At 66.9% G+C, this 16,809-nt stretch carries 15 protein-coding genes; 7 read left to right on the forward strand and 8 right to left on the reverse strand.

The features are described from left to right. Nucleotides 1-70: 70 nt before the first annotated feature. The 4 genes from ACFY1E_RS08260 to ACFY1E_RS08275 all read right to left on the reverse strand — a co-directional run bounded on the left by ACFY1E_RS08260 (nt 71) and on the right by ACFY1E_RS08275 (nt 3,863). Nucleotides 71-580 (reverse strand): hypothetical protein, encoded by a 510-nt coding sequence (locus ACFY1E_RS08260; RefSeq protein WP_389072867.1) that lies wholly within the window; start codon nt 578-580, stop codon nt 71-73. Between the two features lie 123 nt (nt 581-703). Then, nucleotides 704-1,966 (reverse strand): MFS transporter, encoded by a 1,263-nt coding sequence (locus ACFY1E_RS08265; RefSeq protein ID WP_389072870.1) that lies wholly within the window; start codon nt 1,964-1,966, stop codon nt 704-706. 86 nt (nt 1,967-2,052) lie between these two features. After that, entirely contained in the window at nt 2,053-3,135 is a 1,083-nt protein-coding gene (locus ACFY1E_RS08270; RefSeq protein WP_099930060.1) for an inositol-3-phosphate synthase, read from the reverse strand. A gap of 44 nt (nt 3,136-3,179) precedes the next feature. After that, entirely contained in the window at nt 3,180-3,863 is a 684-nt protein-coding gene (locus ACFY1E_RS08275; protein WP_099930059.1) for a helix-turn-helix transcriptional regulator, read from the reverse strand. Nucleotides 3,864-4,215: 352 nt separating this feature from the next. Here ACFY1E_RS08275 and ACFY1E_RS08280 point away from each other — a divergent pair, with 352 nt between their 5' ends. Together ACFY1E_RS08280 and ACFY1E_RS08285 are read left to right on the forward strand one after the other, a co-directional pair. Next, complete coding sequence (locus ACFY1E_RS08280) at nt 4,216-6,876, forward strand: transglycosylase domain-containing protein (RefSeq protein WP_389072872.1); 2,661 nt, start codon at nt 4,216-4,218, stop codon at nt 6,874-6,876. A gap of 128 nt (nt 6,877-7,004) precedes the next feature. Beyond that, complete coding sequence (locus ACFY1E_RS08285) at nt 7,005-8,513, forward strand: glycosyltransferase family 87 protein (protein ID WP_389072874.1); 1,509 nt, start codon at nt 7,005-7,007, stop codon at nt 8,511-8,513. A 113-nt stretch (nt 8,514-8,626) separates the two neighbouring features. On the opposite strand, the gene ACFY1E_RS08290 is transcribed toward ACFY1E_RS08285, so the two are convergent. From ACFY1E_RS08290 to ACFY1E_RS08300, 3 genes are all read right to left on the reverse strand, one after another. After that, complete coding sequence (locus tag ACFY1E_RS08290) at nt 8,627-9,658, reverse strand: alanine racemase (protein ID WP_365834097.1); 1,032 nt, start codon at nt 9,656-9,658, stop codon at nt 8,627-8,629. Between the two features lie 101 nt (nt 9,659-9,759). Continuing rightward, entirely contained in the window at nt 9,760-10,881 is a 1,122-nt protein-coding gene (gene femX, locus ACFY1E_RS08295; protein ID WP_115907084.1) for a peptidoglycan bridge formation glycyltransferase FemX, read from the reverse strand. 179 nt (nt 10,882-11,060) lie between these two features. Further along, a complete protein-coding gene (locus ACFY1E_RS08300) occupies nt 11,061-11,375 on the reverse strand; it encodes a hypothetical protein (RefSeq protein ID WP_365834099.1) in 315 nt (104 codons plus the stop codon). Between the two features lie 285 nt (nt 11,376-11,660). On the opposite strand from ACFY1E_RS08300, the gene rpsF reads away from it, so the two are divergent. The 4 genes from rpsF to rplI all read left to right on the forward strand — a co-directional run bounded on the left by rpsF (nt 11,661) and on the right by rplI (nt 13,379). Further along, the gene (rpsF, locus tag ACFY1E_RS08305; RefSeq protein ID WP_115907086.1) at nt 11,661-11,951 is read left to right on the forward strand and encodes a 30S ribosomal protein S6; all 291 of its coding nucleotides are present in this window, start codon (nt 11,661-11,663) and stop codon (nt 11,949-11,951) included. A gap of 81 nt (nt 11,952-12,032) precedes the next feature. After that, entirely contained in the window at nt 12,033-12,620 is a 588-nt protein-coding gene (locus ACFY1E_RS08310; protein ID WP_344403207.1) for a single-stranded DNA-binding protein, read from the forward strand. A gap of 57 nt (nt 12,621-12,677) precedes the next feature. Then, nucleotides 12,678-12,914, forward strand: a complete 237-nt coding sequence (gene rpsR / locus ACFY1E_RS08315; RefSeq protein WP_003949403.1) for a 30S ribosomal protein S18 — start codon at nt 12,678-12,680, stop codon at nt 12,912-12,914. Between the two features lie 18 nt (nt 12,915-12,932). Next, nucleotides 12,933-13,379: a 50S ribosomal protein L9 gene (rplI, locus tag ACFY1E_RS08320; RefSeq protein WP_389072879.1), complete on the forward strand. Its 447-nt coding sequence runs from the start codon at nt 12,933-12,935 to the stop codon at nt 13,377-13,379. 129 nt (nt 13,380-13,508) lie between these two features. Here the strand turns inward: rplI and ACFY1E_RS08325 are convergent, their stop codons facing one another. Next, nucleotides 13,509-14,846: an MATE family efflux transporter gene (locus tag ACFY1E_RS08325; RefSeq protein ID WP_389072881.1), complete on the reverse strand. Its 1,338-nt coding sequence runs from the start codon at nt 14,844-14,846 to the stop codon at nt 13,509-13,511. Nucleotides 14,847-15,307: 461 nt separating this feature from the next. Between ACFY1E_RS08325 and dnaB the strand changes: the two genes are divergently transcribed. Beyond that, nucleotides 15,308-16,786 (forward strand): replicative DNA helicase, encoded by a 1,479-nt coding sequence (gene dnaB / locus ACFY1E_RS08330; RefSeq protein ID WP_389072883.1) that lies wholly within the window; start codon nt 15,308-15,310, stop codon nt 16,784-16,786. Nucleotides 16,787-16,809: the final 23 nt, after the last annotated feature.

Here is a 16,809-nt window from a genome sequence, read left to right on the forward strand (position 1 = left end):
ATCACCCCGGGATGCGCGGTGGGGCGGTGTTTCACGTGAAACACCGCCCCAGGCGTGTGGTGAACCCTTGCTACTTGGCGGAGTAGGGCGTGAGGCAGAGGGTCAAGTCGTTCCTGCCGGTCTCCGTGTACTCGGCGTACTTGTTGCGGTCGCAGCCGGAGTCGTCGCTCTTCTTCTGAGCGACCTTGTACTTGGCCTTCGAGCTGCTGCAGTCCACGACCTTCAGACCCGGGTCGGTGGTGCTCTCCGGATTGCTGATGCTCATGCAGTCGCCCACCTTGGCGGTGTCGGGGTCGTGGCGGCTCGCGAAGTAGCCGACTCCGGCGGCTATGAGGGCGACAATGACGACCCCGATGCGCAGATACTGCTTGATGCCGCGCTTCGGCCGCTGCGGAGGGATCGGCGCGTACGGCGCGGTGGCGTACTGGGGGAACCCGGGCTGACCCGGCTGCTGCGGATAGCCGCCCTGGGGCGGATACGGCGCTGAGCCCTGCGGCGGGTACGGTGCCTGACCCTGGGGCTGGCCGTAGGGCTGCTGGCCCTGTGCGAACGGGTTCTGGCCCTGAGGCGGAGTGGTCACTTGCGGGTCCCCCTGAAGAGTTGGTGAGCGGCGGGCATAAGAGCCGCGTAAGACCCCGGTAAGTTATCGGCTGCCACTGACACTTCTGTAACCCGTAGGGACTCTGTGGCCTTGATGTGACACTCACCGGCGCTCAAAGCGAGCCATAGCCGCAGCAACCATCCCGTAGACAACGGCGACGGTGACGACCAGCGGCACGGAGCGGCCGTCCGGTGGCAGCATGAGGGCGGCCACCGCTGCGGCGCCGACGAAGGCGACGTTGAACAGGACGTCGTAGACGGAGAAGATCCGGCCCCGGAAGCCGTCGTCCACGGAGGACTGCACGAGCGTGTCCGTCGCGATCTTCGCGCCCTGGGTGGTGAGGCCGAGGACGAATGTCGCGACCAGCATGGGAGCGGTGGCGAACGGAAGACCGAGGGCAGGTTCCAGGACGGCGGCCGCCGCGGCGCACACCACGATCCAACGGCCCGGCCCGAGGCGTCCCGCACCCCAGGGCGTCACCACGGCCGCCGCGAAGAAGCCGGCGGCGGAAGTCCCCAACGCCAGCCCCAGCAGACGCAGTCCGTCGCCCGTGGTCGAGGCGAAGGTGTACCGGCACAGCATCAACAGCATGACCAGCAGGGCGCCGTAGCAGAACCGCATCAGGGTCATCGTGACGAGCGCCCAGGCGGCCTCCCGGCGCGGCGGTGCGGCGAGGTGTCGTACACCTGTCGCCAGGTCGCGGGCCGTGCCGGTGAGTGCCGTGGCCAGTCTCGGTTGCACCAACGCGGCCTCAGGCCCGAGCAGTTCCGGTGCCAGGCGCAGCGACGCGAGCGCCGCGCACAGATACAGGAAGGCGCCCAGCAGGACCACGGCGGCGTCGGAGTCCGCCACCACCAGCCGTACGAGGAAGGCGAGACCGCCGCCCGCGGTCGCGGCGAGCGTACCTGCTGTCGGGGAAAGGGAGTTGGCCATCACCAGCCGCTCGGCGTCGACGACGCGCGGCAGTGCGGCGGACAGTCCCGCGAGGACGAAGCGGTTGACCGCGGTCACGCAGAGCGCGGAGGCGTAGAAGAGCCAGTCCGGGGCGTGACTGAGGATCAGGACGGCTGTCGCCGACGCCAGCAGGGCGCGCAGCAGGTTGCCGTAGAGGAAGACCTGGCGGCGGCGCCAGCGGTCCAGGAGGACGCCTGCGAAGGGGCCCACCAGGGAGTACGGGAGCAGCAGGACCGCCATGGCGGAGGCGATCGCGGTGGCCGAGGTCTGTTTCTCCGGCGAGAAGACGACGTAGGCGGCGAGTGCGACCTGGTAGACGCCGTCGGCGCCCTGGGAGAGCAGGCGTATGGCGAGCAGGCGCCGGAAGTTCGCGAAGCGCAGAAGAGTGCGCAGATCACGGACGACGGCCATGGGGCACAGCCTCACATACGGGGAGGGTCCCCGGGCGGGCAACCCGGGGACCCTCTACGCCCTGGCAGGAGCAGTTGTGTCAGCGCTTAGCGCTCGACCTCACCCTTGATGAACTTCTCGACGTTCTCGCGGGCCTCGTCGTCGAAGTACTGGACCGGCGGGGACTTCATGAAGTAGCTGGAGGCCGACAGGATCGGGCCGCCGATGCCGCGGTCCTTGGCGATCTTCGCGGCGCGCAGGGCGTCGATGATGACACCCGCGGAGTTCGGGGAGTCCCAGACCTCGAGCTTGTACTCCAGGTTCAGCGGGACGTCACCGAAGGCGCGGCCCTCGAGGCGGACGTAGGCCCACTTGCGGTCGTCCAGCCAGGCGACGTAGTCGGACGGGCCGATGTGGACGTTCTTCTCGCCGAGGTCCCGGTCGGGGATCTGGGAGGTGACGGCCTGCGTCTTGGAGATCTTCTTGGACTCGAGGCGCTCGCGCTCGAGCATGTTCTTGAAGTCCATGTTGCCGCCGACGTTCAGCTGCATCGTGCGGTCCAGGATGACGCCCCGGTCCTCGAACAGCTTCGCCATGACGCGGTGCGTGATGGTGGCGCCGACCTGCGACTTGATGTCGTCACCGACGATCGGGACGCCTGCCTCAGTGAACTTGTCCGCCCACTCCTTGGTGCCGGCGATGAAGACCGGAAGGGCGTTGACGAAGGCGACCTTGGCGTCGATGGCGCACTGGGCGTAGAACTTCGCCGCGTCCTCGGAGCCGACGGGCAGGTAGCAGACGAGGACGTCGACCTGCTTGTCCTTGAGGACCTGGACGACGTCGACGGGATCGGCGTCGGACTCCTCGATGGTCTGGCGGTAGTACTTGCCGAGACCGTCGAGGGTGTGGCCGCGCTGGACGGTGACACCGGAGGTGGGCACGTCGCAGATCTTGATGGTGTTGTTCTCGGAGGCCCCGATGGCGTCCGCGAGGTCGAGGCCGACCTTCTTCGCGTCGACGTCGAAGGCGGCGACGAACTCGACGTCACGGACGTGGTAGTCGCCGAACTGGACGTGCATCAGGCCGGGGACCTTGGACGCCGGGTCGGCGTCCTTGTAGTACTCGACTCCCTGAACCAGCGACGCGGCGCAGTTGCCCACACCGACGATGGCTACGCGAACCGAACCCATTCCGGTTGCTCCCTGTGTGTACGAGTGAGGCCCTGACTGGACTCTCACGTGGCGGTGTCGTCGGGCGTATCCGTCCCGGGGGTGTCCCCGGGACGGGGCAGGACGCCCGGCGCTCCAGATGTGTTGTTCTGCTGAGCGGACCCCCCGGAGGCGGGACCCTTCAGGTCCCGTCCGGCCCGCTCGCTCTCGATGAGCTCGTTCAGCCAGCGCACTTCGCGCTCCACGGACTCCATCCCGTGGCGCTGGAGCTCAAGCGTGTAGTCGTCGAGGCGCTCCCGGGTGCGCGCTAGGGAGGCGCGCATCTTCTCCAGGCGTTCCTCCAGCCGGCTGCGGCGGCCTTCCAGTACGCGCATGCGTACGTCGCGCGACGTCTGCCCGAAGAAGGCGAAACGGGCGGCGAAGTGCTCGTCCTCGTACGCGTCGGGACCCGTCTGCGAGAGCAGCTCCTCGAAGTGCTCCTTACCTTCCGCCGTCAACCGGTAGACGATCTTGGCGCGACGCCCTGCGAGTGGCGCCGCGAGGGCGTCCTCGGGGGTGTGCCCCGGCTCTTCGATCAACCAGCCGTTGGCGACCAGCGTCTTGAGGCAGGGATAGAGCGTTCCGTAGCTGAACGCACGGAACACGCCCAGTGACGTATTGAGTCGTTTCCGCAGCTCATAGCCGTGCATCGGGGACTCGCGGAGCAGGCCGAGTACGGCGAACTCAAGGATCCCGGAACGCCGGCTCATCCGCTCGCCTCCTCGCCTTATCTCGCTCCGATGTATCGACTCGATACATCACGACGATAGAACGGCCTTCCGGATGCGACAAGTGGGGAGACGGTGAACGGGATCACATCACTTATTCATCCGAGGCAAGTTGCCTGATTTGGGGTGAACTCTGGGGCTCAGTGGGTTTTGGCGGTGCGTAGTCTGTGCGGCATGCAAACCACCGGGAGCCGAGTGACGCCAGGGGGCGTCGTGGCTCCCGGCGCGGTACGGGTGAATGCGGGATCGACCACATCCGTACTTCGGGGGGACCGGAAACCAGCCGCCGTTTCCAGGCGCGCAAAGGTGCGCCTGCCCGAGGAGTAGTCGTTCGATGAGCGAGCACCGTCGCAAACCGCCGCAGCCGCAGGGAGGCGGACGTGCCGCGGCCCGACGCGGCCAGTCCGGCTCGTCCTCCGGCCGCCGCGCGGCACCGCGAGGCGCAACCGGGTCCCCGGCCGATTACGGACTGGGCCAGGGGTCGACTGACGAGGAGCGGTCGTACGGCGGCCGCGCCGAAGCCCGCCGCGCGGCACAGAGAAGTGGAGGCGGCCGTCGCAGAGCGGCCGAGCCCGGCCGCGGAGGTCGGCCAGGCGGCCCCAGCGGGCCGGGGAGGGGCAGAGGGCGAGCACCCGATCCCGGCAGGAAGCGCCTGATCGACTATCCGCGCGCGGGCAAGTACGGCGTGGCGCGCTGGGTGCCGTCGTGGAAACTGGTGACGGGCCTCTTCATCGGCTTCATCGGAAGCCTGGTGGCCGTGGCGGGCATCGGTTACGCGATGGTGAGCGTCCCGAACGTCGCCGACACCGCGAAGGCGCAGAACAACGTCTTCTACTGGTCCGACAAGAGCGAGATGGTCGCCACGGGTGGTGAGACGAACCGCCAGATCGTCAACCTCTCGCAGATCCCCAAGGCGATGCAGTACGCCGTCGTCTCGCAGGAGAACAAGACCTTCTACACCGACAGCGGCATCGACCCGAAGGGCATCGCCCGCGCCGTGTTCAACATGGCTCGGGGCGGCGAGACGCAGGGTGGTTCCACCATCACCCAGCAGTACGTCAAGAACGCACGGCTGGACGACCAGTCACAGACGATCACGCGGAAGTTCAAGGAGATCTTCATCTCCATAAAGGTGGGTGCGACGGTCTCGAAGGACGAGATCATGCAGGGCTACCTGAACTCCGCGTACTACGGGCGCAACGCCTACGGCATCCAGGCGGCTGCCCGCGCGTACTTCAACAAGGACTCCGTCCAGCTGAACCCGGGCGAGTGCGCGTTCCTGGCGGCGATGCTCAAGGGCGCCACGTACTACGACCCGGCGGGCGCCACCTCCATCGACCCGGCGGCCACCCAGGAGGCCAACAGCAAGCGTGCGCTGCGCCAGATGCAGAACACCCTCGACAAGATGGTCCAGTACCACCACCTGGATGCGGCGACCCGAGCGAAGTACACCACGCTCCCCAACGTGAAGAACCCGCGGTCGAACACCCAGCTCGCCGGCCAGATCGGCTACCTCGTGGACCTGGCCAAGGCGTATCTGATCAACAACACCAACATCACTGCCAACGATCTGCAGCGGGGTGGCTACTCGATCTACACGACCTTCGACAAGAAGAAGGTCAAGGAGCTCGAGGCCTCGGTCAAGAACGTCCAGAAGGCCAACATCAAGCCCAAGGAACGCCCCAAGACGGACACACACGTCCAGTTCGGCGGCGCTTCCGTGGATCCGACGACCGGCGCCATCAAGGCCATCTACGGCGGCGAGGACGCGACCAAGCACTTCACCAACAACGCCGACGTCACCGGTGCCCAGGTCGGTTCGACGTTCAAGCCGTTCGTGCTGGCGGCGGCGATGAAGTGGGGGGTGCGGGACAAGAGCCTCGGCCCGGAGCAGGCGCAGGACGAACGCACGCAGGTCTCTCCCAAGAGCCTGTACAGCGGCAAGAACAAGCTCAAGATCGAGGACTACGACAAGACGGTCTGGAAGAACGAGAAGGGTGAGGAGTGGCTGCAGACCAACGACGGCAACGAGTCGTACGGCAGCCCGCCCAAGTACCAGATCGACTTGCGTGAGGCGATGCGGGAGTCGGTGAACTCCGCCTACGTGCAGCTCGGCATGGACGTCGGGCTGGACAAGGTCAAGGAGGCGGCCATGGACGCCGGCCTCAAGGAGAACAGCCTGGCCGGTACCAACTATCCGTCCTTCTCCATCGGTATCTCCGACCCGAGCGCGATCCGTATGGCGGGTGCGTACGCCACCTTCGCGGCCAGCGGCGAAAGGCATGACCCGTTCTCCGTCACGAAGGTCACGAGCCAGGACGGCACGGTCTTCACCCACACGGACAAGCCCGTGGAGGCGTTCACCGCGAAGGTCGCCGACAACGTCACCGACGTGCTGAAGACCGTGGTCGACAAGGGTACGGGTACCGCAGCCCAGCTGCCCGGCCGTCAGGTGGCCGGCAAGACGGGTACCACCGACGGCAACAAGTCCGCCTGGTTCGTGGGCTACACCCCGCAGCTGTCCACGTCGATCACGATGTTCCGGTACAACGACGACGAGTCGGAGAAGAACCGCACCTTCCTGGAGATGTATGGAACGGGTGGTCAGAAGAAGATCCACGGTGCGTCGTTCCCGGCCGAAATCTGGCACGACTACATGGCGGAGGCGTTGAAGAACGACCCGCCGAAGGATTTCCCGACCCCGGAACCCATCGGTGAAATCGTCAACGACGTGCCGAGCCCGACGGCCGTTCCGACGCCCAGTGCGACCCTCACGAGTCCATCACCGAGTCCGACACCCAGTGAGACCTTGACCAGCCCGTCACCCTCGCCGAGCGAGTCGTGCAAGTTCGGCTGGCAGTGCAACACCGGCGGTACGGACACCGGGGGCACCGACGGAGGCGTGACCTCGTCGCCGACGGCCACGGACACGTCCGGGACCGGAAACAGCAGAGGCAACGGCAACGGAGGGCTCTTCGGAGGGCCGGCCGGCTAGTCGTAGCAGCTGACACGGGCGTTTCACGTGAAACATGTCGATGTTTCACGTGAAACAGGGGCCGCCGCACCTGAGTGGTTGCGGCGGCCCTCGGCGTATTCCTAGACACGTACGGCAGGATGTGCGGCATGGCCAGCGCAGAATCGACGCAAGCGAGCGTGCACGACCAGGACCCGGTGCGGCCGACCAAGGAGGACGAGGTCGCCGCGTCCGGCAGCGAGCTGATCGGCGGCCCCCTCGGGCGGCGCGCCCTGCTCGGGACGTCCTGGTGGACTCCGGTGCGGGTCGTCGCGCTCGTGGCGATCGGCATGTTCGCCCTCGGACTGATCCAGAAGGCGCCCTGCTACAACGGAGCCTGGTTCTTCGGTGCCAGCTCGCAGTACACCAAGGCGTGCTACTCGGATATTCCGCATCTCTATCAGGGGCGCGGTTTCGCCGACGGGCTCGTGCCGTACTTCGACAAGCTCTCCGGCGACATGCCGTACCTCGAGTACCCCGTGCTGACCGGCGTGTTCATGGAAGTCGCCTCCTGGCTCACACCGGGCAGCGGCAGCCTCCAGGACCAGGAGCAGTGGTACTGGATGGTCAACGCCGGGATGCTGATGGTGTGCGCGGCCGTGATCGCGGTCTGCGTGACCCGTACGCACGCCCGGCGCCCCTGGGACGGTCTGCTGGTCGCCCTGGCGCCTGCCTTCGCGCTGACCGCCACCATCAACTGGGACCTGCTGGCGGTCGCTCTGACGGCCGCGGCGATGTTGATGTGGTCCCGCAGCCGCCCACTCGCGTTCGGCGTTCTCCTGGGGCTTGCCACGGCGGCCAAGCTCTATCCCGTGTTCCTGCTGGGCCCGCTGTTCCTGTTGTGCTGGCGGGCAGGAAAGTGGCGGGACTTCGGCAAGGCCGTGGCAGGAACAGTCGTCGCCTGGTCCGTCGTGAACCTGCCGGTGATGCTCTTCGCCTGGGACGGCTGGTTGCAGTTCTACAAGTTCAGCCACGACCGGGGTGTGGACTTCGGGTCGTTCTGGCTGATCATGGCTCAGAACTCGACCGACCCGCTCAGCACCGACACCGTCAACAATCTGGCCACGGCGCTGGTGGCGCTGTGTTTCGTGGGTCTTGCCGTGCTCACCATGACCGCTCCGCGTCGCCCGCGCTTCGCCCAGCTCGCCTTCCTGATCGTCGCGGCGTTCATCCTCACCAACAAGGTCTACTCCCCGCAGTACGTCCTGTGGCTGGTCCCGCTCGCCGTCCTGGCCCGGCCGAAGTGGCGGGACTTCCTGATCTGGCAGGCGTGCGAGGTCGCGTACTTCCTGGGCATCTGGATGTATCTCGCGTACACGACCAGCGGGGACGCTCACAAGGGGCTGCCGCAGGACGGCTACCACTGGGCCATCGGCGTGCACCTGCTGGGGACGTTCTACCTGTGCGGTGTCATCGTGCGCGACATCCTCATGCCGGAGCGGGATCCGGTGCGCCGGGCCGGGGACGACGACCCGTCAGGGGGTGTGCTCGACGGCGCGGAGGACGTTTTCGCTCTGGGTGCTGCGGCCCATCCGCCGCGGCACGCGGCCCACTTCGACGGGCCGCAGGTGGAGTGGGGCAGCCGTGGAGCGGCACCTTCCACGGACGGTTCGCTCTGAGCGAACAGGCGTCGGTGACGGTGGATGCCCCGTAGAGGCCGCTCCACTTGATGCGCGAAAAGGCCGTACACGGAGCTCGCGTGTACGGCCTTTCGGTTGGCTGACGCCTTCGCTCAGCGATCGACGATGCGGTCGAACTGCGTGGTGGTGTGCCGCAGATGGGCCACCAGCTCCTCGCCGACCTTCGGTTCCGGTGCGTCCGCCGGCACGAACAGAATGGAGACCTGCATGTGCGGCGGCTCCGCGAACCAGCGCTGCTTGCCGCCCCAGACGAACGGAGAAAGGTTCCGGTTCACCGTGGCGAGGCCGGCCCGGGCGACGCCCTTGGCACGCGGCATGACGCCGTGCAGCGCCTTCGGGGCCTCCAGACCCACTCCGTGCGACGTGCCGCCCGCCACGACCACCAGGAAGCCGTCGGAGGCGGCCTTCTGCTGGCGATAGCCGAAACGGTCCCCCTTGGCGACCCGCGTGACGTCCAGAACCGCGCCACGGTACTCGGTGGCCTCGTGGTCCCCCAGCCACAGCCGGGTGCCGATGCGGGCGCGGAAGCGCGTCTGCGGGAACTGCTGCTGCAGCCGGTGGAGTTCGTCAGCCTTGAGGTGGCTGACGAACATCGTGTGCAGGGGCAGGCGGGCGGCACGCAGGTGGTCCATCCAGCCGATGACCTCCTCGACGGCGTCGGAGCCGTCCGTGCGGTCCAGCGGCAGGTGAATGGCGAAGCCCTCGAGGCGGACGTTCTCAATGGCGGCGTGCAGCTGCGGCAGGTCCTGGGCGCTGATGCCGTGCCGCTTCATCGAGGACATCACCTCGATGACCACACGGGCTCCCACGAGGCCGTACACGCCGTCCACCGACGACACCGAGCGGATGACCCGGTCGGGCAGCGGGACGGGCTCCTCGCCGCGCCGGTACGGCGTCAGCACCAGCAGGTCACCACCGAAGAAGTCCTTGATGCGCGCGGCCTCGTACGTCGTGCCGACGGCGAGGACGTCCGAGCCCAGCCGCGTTGCCTCCTCCGCCAGCCGCTCGTGCCCGAAGCCGTAGCCGTTGCCCTTGCAGACCGGGACAAGGCCCGGGAACTGGTCCTGCACGTGCTTGTGGTGCGCACGCCAGCGCGCGGTGTCGACGTAGAGCGTGAGCGCCATGGCCGGACCTGGAACCTTTCTCGTGGCTGCGGTGTATCAGAGGTGTGGAAGCGAACGAAGCAGTCGTACGTATCGAAGCAAACGGCCGGGGCTGCCGGGGGTCAGCGGCGCGACATGTAGATGTCGAGCGCCTTGTGGAGCAGCTTGTTGAGCGGGAAGTCCCACTCGCCGAGGTACTCGGCAGCCTGGCCGCCCGTGCCCACCTTGAACTGGATCAGGCCGAAGAGGTGGTCGGTCTCGTCCAGGGAGTCGGAGATGCCGCGCAGGTCGTAGACGGTCGCGCCGAGTGCGTATGCGTCGCGCAGCATCCGCCACTGCATCGCGTTCGAGGGCCGGACCTCACGGCCGATGTTGTCGGAGGCGCCGTAGGAGTACCAGACGTGCCCGCCGACGATCAGCATCGTCGCCGCCGACAGATTCACGCCGTTGTGCCGGGCGAAGTACAGCCGCATGCGGTTCGGGTCCTCGGTGTTGAGAGCCGTCCACATGCGCTGGAAGTACGACAGCGGGCGCGGCCGGAAATGGTCACGCACGGCCGTGATCTCGTACAGCCTCTGCCATTCCTCAAGGTCCTGGTAACCGCCCTGGACGACCTCGACGCCGGCCTTCTCGGCCTTCTTGATGTTGCGGCGCCACAGCTGGTTGAAGTTCTTGTGGACCTCTTCCAGGGAGCGGTTGGCCAGCGGCACCTGGAAGACATAGCGGGGCTGTACGTCGCCGAAGCCGGCTCCGCCGTCCTCGCCCTGCTGCCAGCCCATACGGCGCAGTTTGTCGGCGACCTCGAAGGCGCGCGGCTCGATGAAGTCGGCCTCGATGTCACGCAGCCGCTTCACGTCCGGGCTCTGGATGCCCTGCTTGATCGAGCCCGCCTCCCAGCGCCGGATGATCACCGGCGGGCCCATCTTCACGGAGAAGGCACCCTGCTGCTTGAGGTGCGCGAGCATCGGTTCCAGCCACTCGGTCAGATTCGGCGCGAACCAGTTGATGACCGGGCCTTCGGGCAGATAGGCCAAGTAGCGCTTGATCTTGGGCAGTTGGCGGTAGAGGACGAGGCCCGCACCGACCATCTCGCCGGTGCGCTCGTCGAACCAGCCGAGGCTCTCGGAGCGCCACTCCGCCTTGACATCGGCCCAGGCCGGAACCTGCATGTGGCTCGCCGAGGGCAGGCTCTGGATGTACGCCAGATGCTGCTCGCGGCTGATCGTCCTCAGGGTCAGGCTCATTCGGGGCGCTCCTCGGGCTGGTGTGTCCCCATGGGTACAGGGGCTCCGGCTCTCGCGCCGAAGCCTACTGCGCCTTCCGAGCGCCCCGACTGGGCGTACGGAACCTGCGCCCTGGCTTGTTGGCCGCCGGGGCGTTCAGTGGTGCTTTGTCTGGGGTTGGAGAGCCGGTGTCCCTGGCTTCAGCCGATGACCCCGCCGAAGAGGCCGCCGTGCGCCATGCCGAGGAAGAAGCCGACCGCCGAGGCCCCGAGACCCAGGATGAGTCCGAAGCGTTCGCGGGTCGTCTCCGAGATCCACTGGCCGTACGCACCGGTGAGGATCCCCACCAGGCCGGCCCAGGAGCTGAGCAGGTGCAGGTTGTGGAAGAAGCCGGTCACGAACGCCGTCACGCCGACAACCAGGGTCACCGCGAGCAGCGTGTCCTGGATGGGGTGGGGCTTTCCGTCCGTGGCGAAAAGGCCTCCGACGGTGTTGGGTCGCAATGCCTGTGCCATGGGGCACCTCCTGCGGAAGACGGCGCATCGTAGCGCCATGCACACCCGATGTGTACAGATTGACGGTCCTCGCGGCCGGATTTCAACCGGAAGCGGGTGTGCAGGTAGTCTGTAGCGTCTGCACCGGTGTCTGCCCAGGCAGAGCCAGGGAACCGTCCAGGCCAGACCGGGGATGTCGCTCGCGACCCCCGATTGTCAGTGGCGGCCGATACCGTTGCGTACGCATCACGACCCTCCTGCCACGGAACGACCGTGGCCGCTGAGTCCAAAGGAGGTGGGTTCCACATGCGTCACTACGAGGTGATGGTCATCCTCGACCCCGATCTGGAGGAGCGCGCTGTCGCCCCCCTGATCGAGAACTTCCTCACCGTCGTCCGTGAGGGCAACGGCAAGGTCGAGAAGGTCGACACCTGGGGCCGTCGTCGTCTCTCGTACGAGATCAAGAAGAAGCCCGAGGGCATCTACTCGGTCATCGACCTGCAGGCCGAGCCTGCGGTCGTCAAGGAGCTCGACCGCCAGATGAACCTGAACGAGTCGGTCCTCCGGACCAAGGTCCTCCGCCCCGAGACCCACTGAGCTCTCCCGCTCAGCTGATCTCGGGATCCGAGTAGCAGCACCACAAAGCAGCCAGCAGCAAACCCGCCGAGAGGTTCCCCCATGGCAGGCGAGACCGTCATCACGGTCGTCGGCAATCTTGTCGACGACCCCGAGCTGCGCTTCACCCCTTCCGGTGCGGCGGTCGCGAAGTTCCGTGTCGCGTCCACCCCCCGCACCTTCGACCGTCAGACGAACGAGTGGAAGGACGGCGAAAGCCTCTTCCTGACCTGCTCTGTCTGGCGTCAGGCGGCGGAGAACGTCGCCGAGTCGCTCCAGCGAGGCATGCGCGTCATCGTGCAGGGCCGGCTGAAGCAGCGGTCCTACGAGGACCGTGAGGGCGTCAAGCGCACGGTCTACGAACTGGACGTCGAGGAAGTCGGCGCCAGCCTGCGCAACGCCACGGCCAAGGTCACCAAGACCGCCGGCCGCGGTGGTCAGGGTCAGGGCGGTTACGGCGGCGGTGGCGGCCAGGGTGGCGGCGGCTGGGGTGGAAACTCCGGTGGCGGCCAGCAGGGCGGCGGTGCTCCCGCCGACGACCCATGGGCGACCGGCGCTCCCGCCGGTGGCAACCAGGGCGGCGGCGGTGGCGGCTGGGGTGGAAACTCTGGCGGCGGTGGCGGCGGCTACTCGGACGAGCCCCCCTTCTAGGCCTCTGGCCGGAGGGCGGGTCGTACCCAAACTTCTTGATCACACAGGAGAAACACCATGGCGAAGCCGCCTGTGCGCAAGCCTAAGAAGAAGGTCTGCGCTTTCTGCAAGGACAAGGTCACGTACGTGGACTACAAGGACACGAACATGCTGCGGAAGTTCATTTCCGACCGCGGCAAGATCCGTGCCCGCCGCGTGACCGGCAACTGCACGCAGCACCAGCGTGACGTCGCCACGGCCGTCAAGAACAGCCGTGAGATGGCGCTGCTGCCCTACACCTCCACCGCGCGATAAGGGAAGGGTGACCGAAACATGAAGATCATCCTCACCCACGAGGTCTCCGGCCTCGGTGCCGCGGGCGACGTCGTCGACGTCAAGGACGGTTACGCTCGCAACTACCTGATCCCGCGGAAGTTCGCCATCCGCTGGACCAAGGGTGGCGAGAAGGACGTCGAGCAGATCCGTCGTGCTCGCAAGATCCACGAGATCCAGACCATCGAGCAGGCCAACCAGGTGAAGGCCCAGCTCGAGGGCGTCAAGGTCCGTCTGGCCGTTCGCTCCGGCGACGCCGGTCGTCTCTTCGGTTCCGTCACCCCGGCCGACATCGCCTCGGCGATCAAGGCCTCCGGTGGCCCCGAGGTCGACAAGCGCCGCATCGAGCTGGCCGCGCCGATCAAGACGCTGGGCGCTCACGAGACGTCGGTGCGTCTGCACCCCGAGGTTGCCGCCAAGGTCAACATCGAGGTTGTCGCGGCCTGATCGCCGCGCTCGGCTGAACAGCTGAGAGAAGGGGCGGCACCCATGCAGGGTGCGGCCCCTTCTTCGTGCTCCGGTTCAATGCGGGACCGCCCATGTTTCACGTGAAACGCCGGTTTCACGTGAAACATGTCAGCGGGTGGCGCCTGTGACGATCCAGCGGCCCGAACGTGTCCGCAGCCAAAGGGTCAGCATGCGTACCGTCATCATCAGCGTCATCGCCGCCCACAGTGCGGTGAGGCCGCCGCCGAGTGCCGGGACCAGCAAGGCCAACGGGGCGAAGACAGCAAGGGTGAGCACCATGGCCCAGGCCAGATAGGGGCCGTCGCCGGCTCCCATCAGGACGCCGTCCAGGACAAAGACGGCGCCGCAGATCGGCTGGGAGAGAGCGACTACGAGCAGGGCGGGCAGCGCGGCGTCCTTCACCACGGCGTCGCTGGTGAACAGCGGCAGGAACACCGGCCGGGCGGCCACTACCAGGACACCGAGGACGACACCCACCGCGATTCCCCACTGCACCATGCGGCGGCAGGCATCGCGAGCACCCCGGGTGTCCTCGGCGCCCAGATAGCGTCCGATGATGGCCTGACCGGCGATGGCGATGGCATCTAGGGCGAAGGCGAGCAGGCTCCACAGCGACAGGATGATCTGATGGGCAGCGATGTCGGCGTCGCCAAGTCGGGCGGCGACGGCTGTGGCGATCATCAGGATCGCTCGCAGTGACAGCGTCCGGACCAGGAGGGGAACGCCGGCTTGTGCGGAGGCCCGTATCCCTGTGGCGTCGGGACGCAGTGAGGCGCCGTGCCTGCGCGCTCCCCGGACGACCACGGTGAGATAGACGGCTGCCATGCCGCACTGTGCGAGGACGGTTCCCCAGGCGGAGCCGGCGATGCCGAGGCCGGCTCCGTAGACGAGGCCCGCGTTGAGGGCGCCGTTGGCGACAAAGCCGGCGATGGCTACGCGGAGCGGTGTCTTGGTGTCCTGCAGCCCGCGCAGCACACCGGTTGCGGCGAGGACGACGAGCATGGCGGGGATACCGAGAGACGAGATGCGCAGATAGGTCGTGGCGTAGGGGGCCGCACTGTCCGAGGCGCCGAAGAGTTCCACAAGGGCCGGTGCCGTGGGCAGTACGACGGCGATGACGGCGGCGCCGAGCAGAAGCGCCAGCCAGATGCCGTCCATGCCTTGCCGGATGGCGGCCTGGAGGTCGTCGGCGCCGACCCGTCGGGCGACGGCCGCGGTGGTCGCGTACGCGAGGAAGACGAAGATGCTGACTGCTGTCGTGAGGAGGGCCGAGGCGACGCCCAGACCGGCGAGCTGTGCCGTTCCGAGGTGGCCGACGATCGCGCTGTCGGCCATGACGAAGAGGGGCTCGGCGACGAGTGCACCGAAGGCTGGGACGGCCAGCGCGACGATCTCTCGATCGTGCTCGCGCCGGGTGACCCTGAGGGTCGCAGGAGCCTGTGTCATGAGCATCAATCTAATCGTCCACAGGTAAGAGATGCAAAGCTTTTGCGCCCCTTACTTCTCTTCGGGCTGCATGGTCTTTCGTGCGCCGTTCGAAGCGATCTTGGCCCGACTGGGGAAGTTTTTCTTCTGCACAGCCGGTGGATGGGAAAAGTGCAGGTCAAGGCGGTCGTAATGGAAGAGGCTGTTGCTTGTTCACAGGGCTGTCCACCGTGTCGTGCACAGGTTTTGCAGAGTTCTCCACAGCATCTGGGCCGTCGTCCACATGGCCTGTGGATAACCAGATTGGCTGACGGTGCCCGCAGGCCTACCGTGGTCCGGCGCCCGCTCCGTTCGTCGGCAGGGAAACCAGCCCAAAACCGACGTGCACCAACCGGAGTTGGGCCTCTCATTTGTCAGTGCTGTGCCGTAGAACAGAGGGCATGGCTAGGTCCGCCCGGCGGCGGACGGGAGGAGGTGGCTCGGTGAGTATTTCCGAGCCCTTGGACGATCCCTGGGCCGACAGCGGTCCAAGCGATCGCCTGCCTGCCTCCCGTCGACGCGGCGACGGGGGCCGGGGCCGTGACGAGCAACACGACCGTGGCCGGGACAGCGGCGAATGGGACAGCGGAGGTACGTCCTTCGAGCGAGTGCCGCCCCAGGATCTCGATGCCGAGCAGTCCGTCCTCGGTGGCATGCTCCTCTCCAAGGACGCCATCGCCGACGTCGTGGAGATCCTCAAGGGCCACGACTTCTACAAGCCGGCGCACGAGACGATCTTCCAGGCGATCCTCGACGTCTACGCCAAGGGTGAGCCGGCCGACCCCATCACGATCGCCGCCGAACTCACCAAGCGTGGCGAGATCAACAAGGTCGGTGGCGCATCGTATCTGCACACCCTTGTGCAGACTGTGCCCACTGCGGCCAATGCCGAGTACTACGCGGAGATCGTCCACGAGCGGGCGGTCCTGCGCCGTCTGGTGGAGGCAGGCACCCGCATCACCCAGATGGGATACGCGGCCGACGACGACGTCGACGAGATCGTCAACCGCGCCCAGGCCGAGATCTATGCGGTCACCGAGCAGCGCACCAGCGAGGACTACCTCCCGCTCGGCGACATCATGGAGGGCGCTCTCGACGAGATCGAGGCGATCGGCTCCCGCAGTGGCGAGATGACCGGTGTGCCCACGGGCTTCACCGACTTCGACTCGCTGACCAACGGCCTGCACCCCGGCCAGATGATCGTCATCGCCGCCCGTCCCGCGATGGGCAAGTCCACGCTCGCGCTGGACTTCGCCCGGGCCGCGTCGATCAAGCACAACCTTCCGAGCGTCATCTTCTCCCTCGAAATGGGACGCAACGAGATCGCGATGCGTCTGCTGTCCGCCGAGGCCCGTGTGGCCCTGCACCACATGCGCTCCGGCACGATGACCGACGAGGACTGGACGCGGCTGGCCCGCCGGATGCCGGACGTCTCGGCCGCGCCGCTGTTCATCGACGACTCTCCGAACCTGTCGATGATGGAGATCCGTGCCAAGTGCCGCCGTCTCAAGCAGCGCAATGACATCAGACTGGTCGTCATCGACTACCTCCAGCTGATGCAGTCCGGTGGTTCCAAGCGTGCCGAGAACCGACAGCAGGAGGTCTCGGACATGTCCCGTAACCTCAAGCTCCTCGCCAAGGAGCTGGAGATCCCGGTCATCGCGCTGTCCCAGCTGAACCGTGGCCCGGAGCAGCGCACGGACAAGAAGCCGATGGTCTCCGACCTGCGTGAGTCCGGCTCCATCGAGCAGGATGCCGACATGGTCATCCTGCTGCACCGCGAGGACGCCTACGAGAAGGAATCACCGCGTGCGGGCGAGGCCGACCTGATCGTGGCCAAGCACCGTAACGGTCCGACGGCGACGATCACGGTCGCCTTCCAGGGCCACTACTCGCGGTTCGTGGACATGGCGCAGACCTGATCCGGCGGATCCCCGTCCCGGAC

Origin of the sequence: Streptomyces sp. NPDC001604, from assembly GCF_042893475.1 — a bacterium.
In the GTDB taxonomy this organism is placed as follows: Bacteria; Actinomycetota; Actinomycetes; order Streptomycetales; family Streptomycetaceae; genus Streptomyces.